At 58.5% G+C, this 5,291-nt stretch carries 9 protein-coding genes and 1 tRNA gene; 3 read left to right on the plus strand and 7 right to left on the minus strand.

The features are described 5' to 3' along the window. Positions 1 to 191 precede the first annotated feature (191 nt). Positions 192 to 362 carry a hypothetical protein gene (locus tag EN738_RS35750; protein WP_187331306.1) on the minus strand — a complete coding sequence of 57 codons (171 nt, stop codon included), beginning with the start codon at positions 360 to 362 and terminating at the stop codon, positions 192 to 194. A gap of 157 nt (positions 363 to 519) precedes the next feature. Here EN738_RS35750 and EN738_RS30320 point away from each other — a divergent pair. Beyond that, positions 520 to 595, plus strand: a tRNA-Thr gene (locus EN738_RS30320). Positions 596 to 771: 176 nt separating this feature from the next. Here EN738_RS30320 and EN738_RS30325 read toward each other — a convergent pair. Both EN738_RS30325 and EN738_RS30330 read right to left on the minus strand, forming a co-directional pair. Continuing rightward, positions 772 to 1,050, minus strand: a complete 279-nt coding sequence (locus tag EN738_RS30325) for a hypothetical protein (RefSeq protein ID WP_187331305.1) — start codon at positions 1,048 to 1,050, stop codon at positions 772 to 774. Further along, on the minus strand, positions 1,047 to 1,679 hold the full coding sequence (locus EN738_RS30330) for a hypothetical protein (RefSeq protein ID WP_127286833.1): 633 nt from the start codon (positions 1,677 to 1,679) through the stop codon (positions 1,047 to 1,049). Before EN738_RS30330 ends, EN738_RS30325 begins: the two co-directional genes overlap by 4 nt. Positions 1,680 to 2,052: 373 nt before the next feature. On the opposite strand from EN738_RS30330, the gene EN738_RS30340 reads away from it, so the two are divergent. Both EN738_RS30340 and EN738_RS35755 read left to right on the plus strand, forming a co-directional pair. Then, the gene (locus EN738_RS30340) at positions 2,053 to 2,700 is read left to right on the plus strand and encodes a hypothetical protein (protein ID WP_127286835.1); all 648 of its coding nucleotides are present in this window, start codon (positions 2,053 to 2,055) and stop codon (positions 2,698 to 2,700) included. Between the two features lie 172 nt (positions 2,701 to 2,872). Continuing rightward, positions 2,873 to 3,013: a hypothetical protein gene (locus EN738_RS35755; protein WP_187331304.1), complete on the plus strand. Its 141-nt coding sequence runs from the start codon at positions 2,873 to 2,875 to the stop codon at positions 3,011 to 3,013. A gap of 260 nt (positions 3,014 to 3,273) precedes the next feature. Here the strand turns inward: EN738_RS35755 and EN738_RS30345 are convergent, their stop codons facing one another. From EN738_RS30345 to EN738_RS30365, 4 genes are all read right to left on the minus strand, one after another. Next, a complete protein-coding gene (locus EN738_RS30345) occupies positions 3,274 to 3,453 on the minus strand; it encodes a hypothetical protein (protein ID WP_127286836.1) in 180 nt (59 codons plus the stop codon). 238 nt (positions 3,454 to 3,691) lie between these two features. Next, the gene (locus EN738_RS30355) at positions 3,692 to 3,961 is read right to left on the minus strand and encodes a hypothetical protein (RefSeq protein WP_127286838.1); all 270 of its coding nucleotides are present in this window, start codon (positions 3,959 to 3,961) and stop codon (positions 3,692 to 3,694) included. A 123-nt stretch (positions 3,962 to 4,084) separates the two neighbouring features. After that, a complete protein-coding gene (locus EN738_RS30360; RefSeq protein WP_127286839.1) occupies positions 4,085 to 4,285 on the minus strand; it encodes a hypothetical protein in 201 nt (66 codons plus the stop codon). Positions 4,286 to 4,347: 62 nt separating this feature from the next. Further along, entirely contained in the window at positions 4,348 to 4,626 is a 279-nt protein-coding gene (locus tag EN738_RS30365; protein WP_127286840.1) for a hypothetical protein, read from the minus strand. Between the last annotated feature and the right edge of the window lie 665 nt (positions 4,627 to 5,291).

Genomic DNA, 5,291 nt, shown 5'->3' on the forward strand with positions numbered 1-5,291 from the left:
CTCCTGTTTCATGGAGAGGCGACATCCGCCTCTTGATCATCAGTCGTCGCGGCTTGGAAAAAGGTTCGAAGTTTTTTGAAATTTTTTCGAGCGGCGGAAAATAGTCCGTTCGGCGCGTGGACTTTGCGTCCGTCAAAGTCGACGATGCCCGCCGACAGCCTCTGTCATCGACCTGCAGATCTCTTTGGAGGTCAACCGCCCAGGCCGGTGATGTGGCGGAGCCAGAAGGCGAGCGCGATGAAGCCGATGATGGTGGTGACGCCGGTCCAGTCGATGCTGGCCTTCTTCAGATCGCTGACGAGCTTGACCACGAGAAGCCAGGCCACCACGACAAGCGGGAAGATGATGATGAGCCGGATCATGCGAAAACCCTCGACCAGGTAATTGCATCTCTCCAGGATATAGGAAGCCGGCCGGCCATTTTCAGCATGCCACCCGGCCACCCTCGCAGGGTCCAATAGCCGCCGCGAACGGAGTTTTGTCTTTACTGGCGCACGGAATATGCTACCGGAGCGCCATGCCCTTGTAGCTCAGCTGGTAGAGCAGCGGTTTTGTAAACCGAAGGTCGGCGGTTCGATCCCGTCCGGGGGCACCAGCGAATCGCGATTTGTTGAAGCATTTCCAAGGCGTTAGCCTCTCGCACGGTTTGGGCTGTCCATTCCGGTATCCACCTTTTGCGAAGCTGTGGAAAGTGCCAAAACTGCCGGTCCCAACTGAGAAAAGGCCAAGCCCGCCAGGGATAGGCGGGCTTGGCCTTTGTCTCAGATACCGTCACCAGCCGTTGCGGTGCCAGTTCGGCCCCTCTTGCGGGATATCGGTATCGAGCGACCAGCAAACTGTTTCGCAATCGGGTTGGGGCTCACGCTCGTCGTCGTCTTCGCGGTCGTCGTTGTCTCCTGACCAGCCCGCCAAATAGGGTTCCTCATCGCCGGTTGCCTCCAGATCGGGTTCGCCATCCATCGCGTCCAGCATCGCAATCAGCGTCTCAACCGTTCGCTCGATCCGGCGCCGCCGAGCTGGCGATTCCGTGGGGGTTGCGCGCACGTTCATCGCTTTACCCCCTCCCCGCGAGCGATTCGCGAAATATCGGCCATGATGTACTCGATATCGCCCTCGTCGAATTCCCACACTTTGTGCACCCTTGCCTTCGCGGCAAGGTCTTCGAAAGTGGATGCGGGGCAACGAATAACCCGATTGGCGGCGGTCGAAGCGCGGTCGATCTGGCGGTTATAGGCCCGGTCGATCTTCGTGAAGCCGGTCCGGCGCCGGATAGCCCATTCGGCCTTGTTGTAAGCCCGAATGGCCTCATCGAATTCGAAGCGCGCGTTGTTAGGCCGGCGCGACCATTCTGCCATTTCGCCAATTGTCATCTTCTGGGCGGCTTCCACCTCGGCGGGAGTATCCTCGCGCTTCATCGGCTTCACCAGTTTGGCGCGTTCATCAAAGTACCGGCGCTCAGCCACACCGTGTTCAGGCTCCAAAGCCCGAACCTTGTTCCATTCGAGATAGAAGGAGGCTTCGAGCGCAGCCATCCTGGAAGCAACGGGGGCTGGTGCGGCCTTGCTGGGGGCGGCCCCCAGCAGCGCCGCGACGAGTCCAACGCCGCTTGCGGCAAGTGCGCTCCGGCGGTTGACATTGGGCACGCCTTCGGCGGCAGCCCGAAAAGGGGTGTTCGGCATTTGCTATTCTCCGATTTGTGTTTTATACACAGCAATCTGTGCGTGGTTAACCCTAATCTGTATTTATCGGTTGTCAACTCGTTTCTGTGTGTGGTACACAATGAGCCAATTGAAGGGACAGTAATGCTCACTACCGGTAATCAACTGAAGGCAGCTCGCGCACTCGTTGGCATGGAGCAGCAGGAGGCCGCATCCGCCGCCGGAGTTCACGTAAACACGATAAGAAGTATGGAGGCGGCGGGGCCTTCAGCGATTGCCGGGAGAGCCCAGAATGTTCAATCTGTCCAGCGAGCCTTGGAATCGGCCGGAATAGAATTCCTGAACCATGGCAGTCCCGGCGTTAGGCTTCGGCCGAAGTGCTGAATGAGTCGCATTGCTCCTCTGGCAGTGGGCCTGCCATATCGCGACTATGAGCAAACCAATCGCCATCACCCAGAGACAGATCACGGCCATCTGCAAAGGCGCCGCGCGGGCTGGCTTTGTCGCGGAGATCATTATCAACGGCGTGGTGGTTCGGCTGGTGCCGGAGGGGCAACCTACGAAGCCCGCTGGAAGGGCATCCGATTATGAATTGGATGCCGAGTTAGAAAGTTGGGATGGCGATCGGAACCGCAGCAAATCCGCAACGGGGCCTGGCGGCTATCCTTCAGGATCGGGGCGCAAAGGAGACCCGCTCCAAGACTACTACGATCGGCTGGGATTCGATCCGCTTACCATGGGCCAAAGGGAAATGATGGAGTTGCAGAAGGCCGCCGAGGAAAAATGGAAAGCCTCGATCCCAGGCACTCCGCTCGGGAAACGGGAGCGAAATGCCCTAAAGCAGCTAAGCTCTTATGGCCCGAACATCGCAGTTCACTGGAGTAAGATTAAGAACTGCGGGGACGATACGGCAGAGCGCCTCAAGGCTCGCGGCTTTCTGGAAACGACCGCCCATCCCAAACATGCCAACAGCTTCGAGTCCTTGATCCTTACCGATGCGGGCCACAAGGCGTTCCGTGCGCTCCAGGCTGAGCAATCATGAAAAAGCCTCTTGCCATCAGTCAGCGCCAGATCACAGCCATTTGCAAGGGCGCCAAGGCAGCCGGCTACATCGCAGACGTAACGATCAATGGAGTTACGATTAGGCTGATGCCGGCTGAGATGGCCTCGCCTACCAATTCCGCCCCAAGCCGGGAAGATCCGACACTCGAAGAATGGTAGTCAAGCTCTACATCGCCGCCATCACGGCCTCAATGCTTGCCGGCGCGATCTGGCGCTACCGGCAGCGCGACATGATCGGCATGGCTGCCTGCCTGCTGATGGCCGGCATGGGCGCCTACATGCTGTTGCACTAAAGAGAAACCCGCTGCCGAGGGGACAGCAGCGGGCTTGGCTTCAAGGCTAGCCGGAAGAGGGGATTGGGACACAAGGGCATCCGGCCAGCCCTTTCAACGAGGGTGGCGATCGTTTGTTCCCAGGCCGTTCGCATATATTAGCAATCTCTTGACTAAACCCGCGCTCGCCCAGAATCGGCCTGCATCAGCGCTGGGGCTTTTTAACCTCCAGAGGTCACGCTACAGGGCCTGTAGCCATTCCCCTACGGCTGGGTAGTGCTTCAATGGTTGGCCTTGCCGGGATGTCCTGCCGCTGCCATTTGCTTGTTGAAAGCTGCGGCCTCTTGCTCCGTTTCGAATGGACGGGCGGTAGCCGTTCCATCGGGAGCGATGACTACAGCCATGTATGGCAGGCCGTTCGCTGGTGGGTGATAGACGGCATAGATCGTGCTGCGCTTCATTCCCTCATGCTACCGGGACTCAAAGACCTCGCCTAGCCTTGCGTTGAATTCAAAAGCCGATCCCGGTGAGCGACGTGCAGAAGCTGCATCTGCTCGAATAGGGTCAAAAGGTCTTCGGCTAAGTCTGCCCTAAAGCCCTTGTGATGGAAGTCGGCAACAATCTCGCGCTGGCGCGCAATGTGTCGCTCGCCCAAAAGCACGTGTTGCTCCAGCAGCGCTAGAACGGTTTCCCTCATCGCTAAGCTATATCAGGTTTCTCGCGCTTGTTATAGGGATCGCGCTTGCCTGGCTTCGGCGGCAACAGGGCCGCCGGGCCGCTTTCACCTTTAGGGACGGCAGACGTTTCAAACATCGTCCGTACTGGTTTCTGCAACTGCGATTCAGACAATTCGAGCAAGCTGTGGCACGTCGCCATCCGTGTGGCGGAGCGCCCTATTGAACGCTCTGTCGCGGCAACGATCCGAAGAGCCTTGAGATAGCGCTTCCGGTTTCCGAACAGCGTAGCCATCGCTTGCACCCATTCATTGGCGCTTCGGTCACCGGCCTAAAATAGGAGCCAAATTTTTGAAATTCAAATTGAGACTTTGTGAGCGGGGCTCCGATGGGCAAGACGCGCAATGTCGAACACTCATCAGTTGAAGGTGCGCAGGAAGTCCAGATGCATTTCAAGTTCGCGTTGCACCGCCTCGAAGTCTTGCAATAGCCCTCGGGCCACGTCGGTCCGGTGGCCGTCGAGCGTCATCTCATCGATGAGTTTGCGCTGGCGAGCAATGCGTGCCCTGCCTTCGCGAACGTGGCGTTCTCCTCTTTCCACCTTGGTCTCGGTGCTCATGCTGAGACAAGGCGGCTGATGGCCTTAAGGTTCCGCCGCCCCAACGGAACATTTGCTCGCTCCTAGAGTTGGTCGGCATGGACACTTGGACTTCCCTCGATATCAGCGCCGCAGCCCTGAAACGGGCGCAAAAGCTTCGCGAGGAAAATGACCGTGTCCGGAAGCAGGCGGAAGCGGAACTGGCCAGGGCTCGCGAACTGATTTCCGATATTGCCGAGCTTCTGGATACTCGCGGCCTGCGCTGTTGAACCGGGCGGGAAGTCACCGGGGAAGACACCCACAGCCCGGCTCGCTTTATCGAGGTGACACAGGATTTCGCGGGCCGGGCCATGCACCGACATCGAGGAGGTGTCGAAGCCCCGTTACAGTGCGCCCTGTCTAGGCAGCCCGCAAGGTATGCCTTTGGGGAAGGTGAACTCGAGCTCGCCTCACGTCCCAATTGGCGACTGAGGTCCGATGGCCGCACGCATAGGTCTGAGCACAGGAAACAACGGCCCGCCAGTTCATTGGTAGCAGTCGCAGGAGATTATCCCCTCCATCTGCGGTAACCCTGAACTGCCCGCCGCTAACTCCTTGGCGGCGGGCCTTTTGGATCTGCTGGACGCCTTGAGGTTGGTCGTAGTTGGTGGCAGAATAATAGGGTAAGGGACGGCAATTTGAGGGCTGCCGTTATGCCGTTATCGCATTACAGCGGAGTATTCGAACCCGCTGACTTGGACTTGCTCCAGCGCGTGTTTGACCAGTTGTGCGTCGAACTCCGCTTAGCACAACAAGACAAGGAACAGAGGGAAGACCTCGCAGCGGACATCGTGAGCGTTTTCCGGAACGGGCTCACGGACGAAGGGGAACTATTGCAGGCCGTTTCTAAGCGCCGCTTGGCTTAAGGCCGTCACCGCAGTTTCGGCTTGTCCGCCTGGTGCTGCATCCCCCCGATGATCGAAGCCTATTCTATATCCCGTTATGTCGGCCTATAATTGCGGCCGCCGACAAACGTCCCCCTATGAGT

The sequence above is a fragment of the Mesorhizobium sp. M4B.F.Ca.ET.017.02.2.1 genome, from assembly GCF_003998955.1.
GTDB lineage: Bacteria > Pseudomonadota > Alphaproteobacteria > Rhizobiales > Rhizobiaceae > Mesorhizobium > Mesorhizobium abyssinicae.

Coding starts and splice junctions, on each gene's coding strand:
- EN738_RS30355 (WP_127286838.1), bottom strand. CDS start 3,961: ATGGCTACGCTGTTCGGAAACCGGAAGCGCTATCTCAAGGCTCTTCGG.
- EN738_RS35755 (WP_187331304.1), top strand. CDS start 2,873: ATGGTAGTCAAGCTCTACATCGCCGCCATCACGGCCTCAATGCTTGCC.
- EN738_RS30325 (WP_187331305.1), bottom strand. CDS start 1,050: ATGAACGTGCGCGCAACCCCCACGGAATCGCCAGCTCGGCGGCGCCGG.
- EN738_RS35750 (WP_187331306.1), bottom strand. CDS start 362: ATGATCCGGCTCATCATCATCTTCCCGCTTGTCGTGGTGGCCTGGCTT.
- EN738_RS30360 (WP_127286839.1), bottom strand. CDS start 4,285: ATGAGCACCGAGACCAAGGTGGAAAGAGGAGAACGCCACGTTCGCGAA.
- EN738_RS30330 (WP_127286833.1), bottom strand. CDS start 1,679: ATGCCGAACACCCCTTTTCGGGCTGCCGCCGAAGGCGTGCCCAATGTC.
- EN738_RS30345 (WP_127286836.1), bottom strand. CDS start 3,453: ATGAAGCGCAGCACGATCTATGCCGTCTATCACCCACCAGCGAACGGC.
- EN738_RS30365 (WP_127286840.1), bottom strand. CDS start 4,626: ATGTCGGTGCATGGCCCGGCCCGCGAAATCCTGTGTCACCTCGATAAA.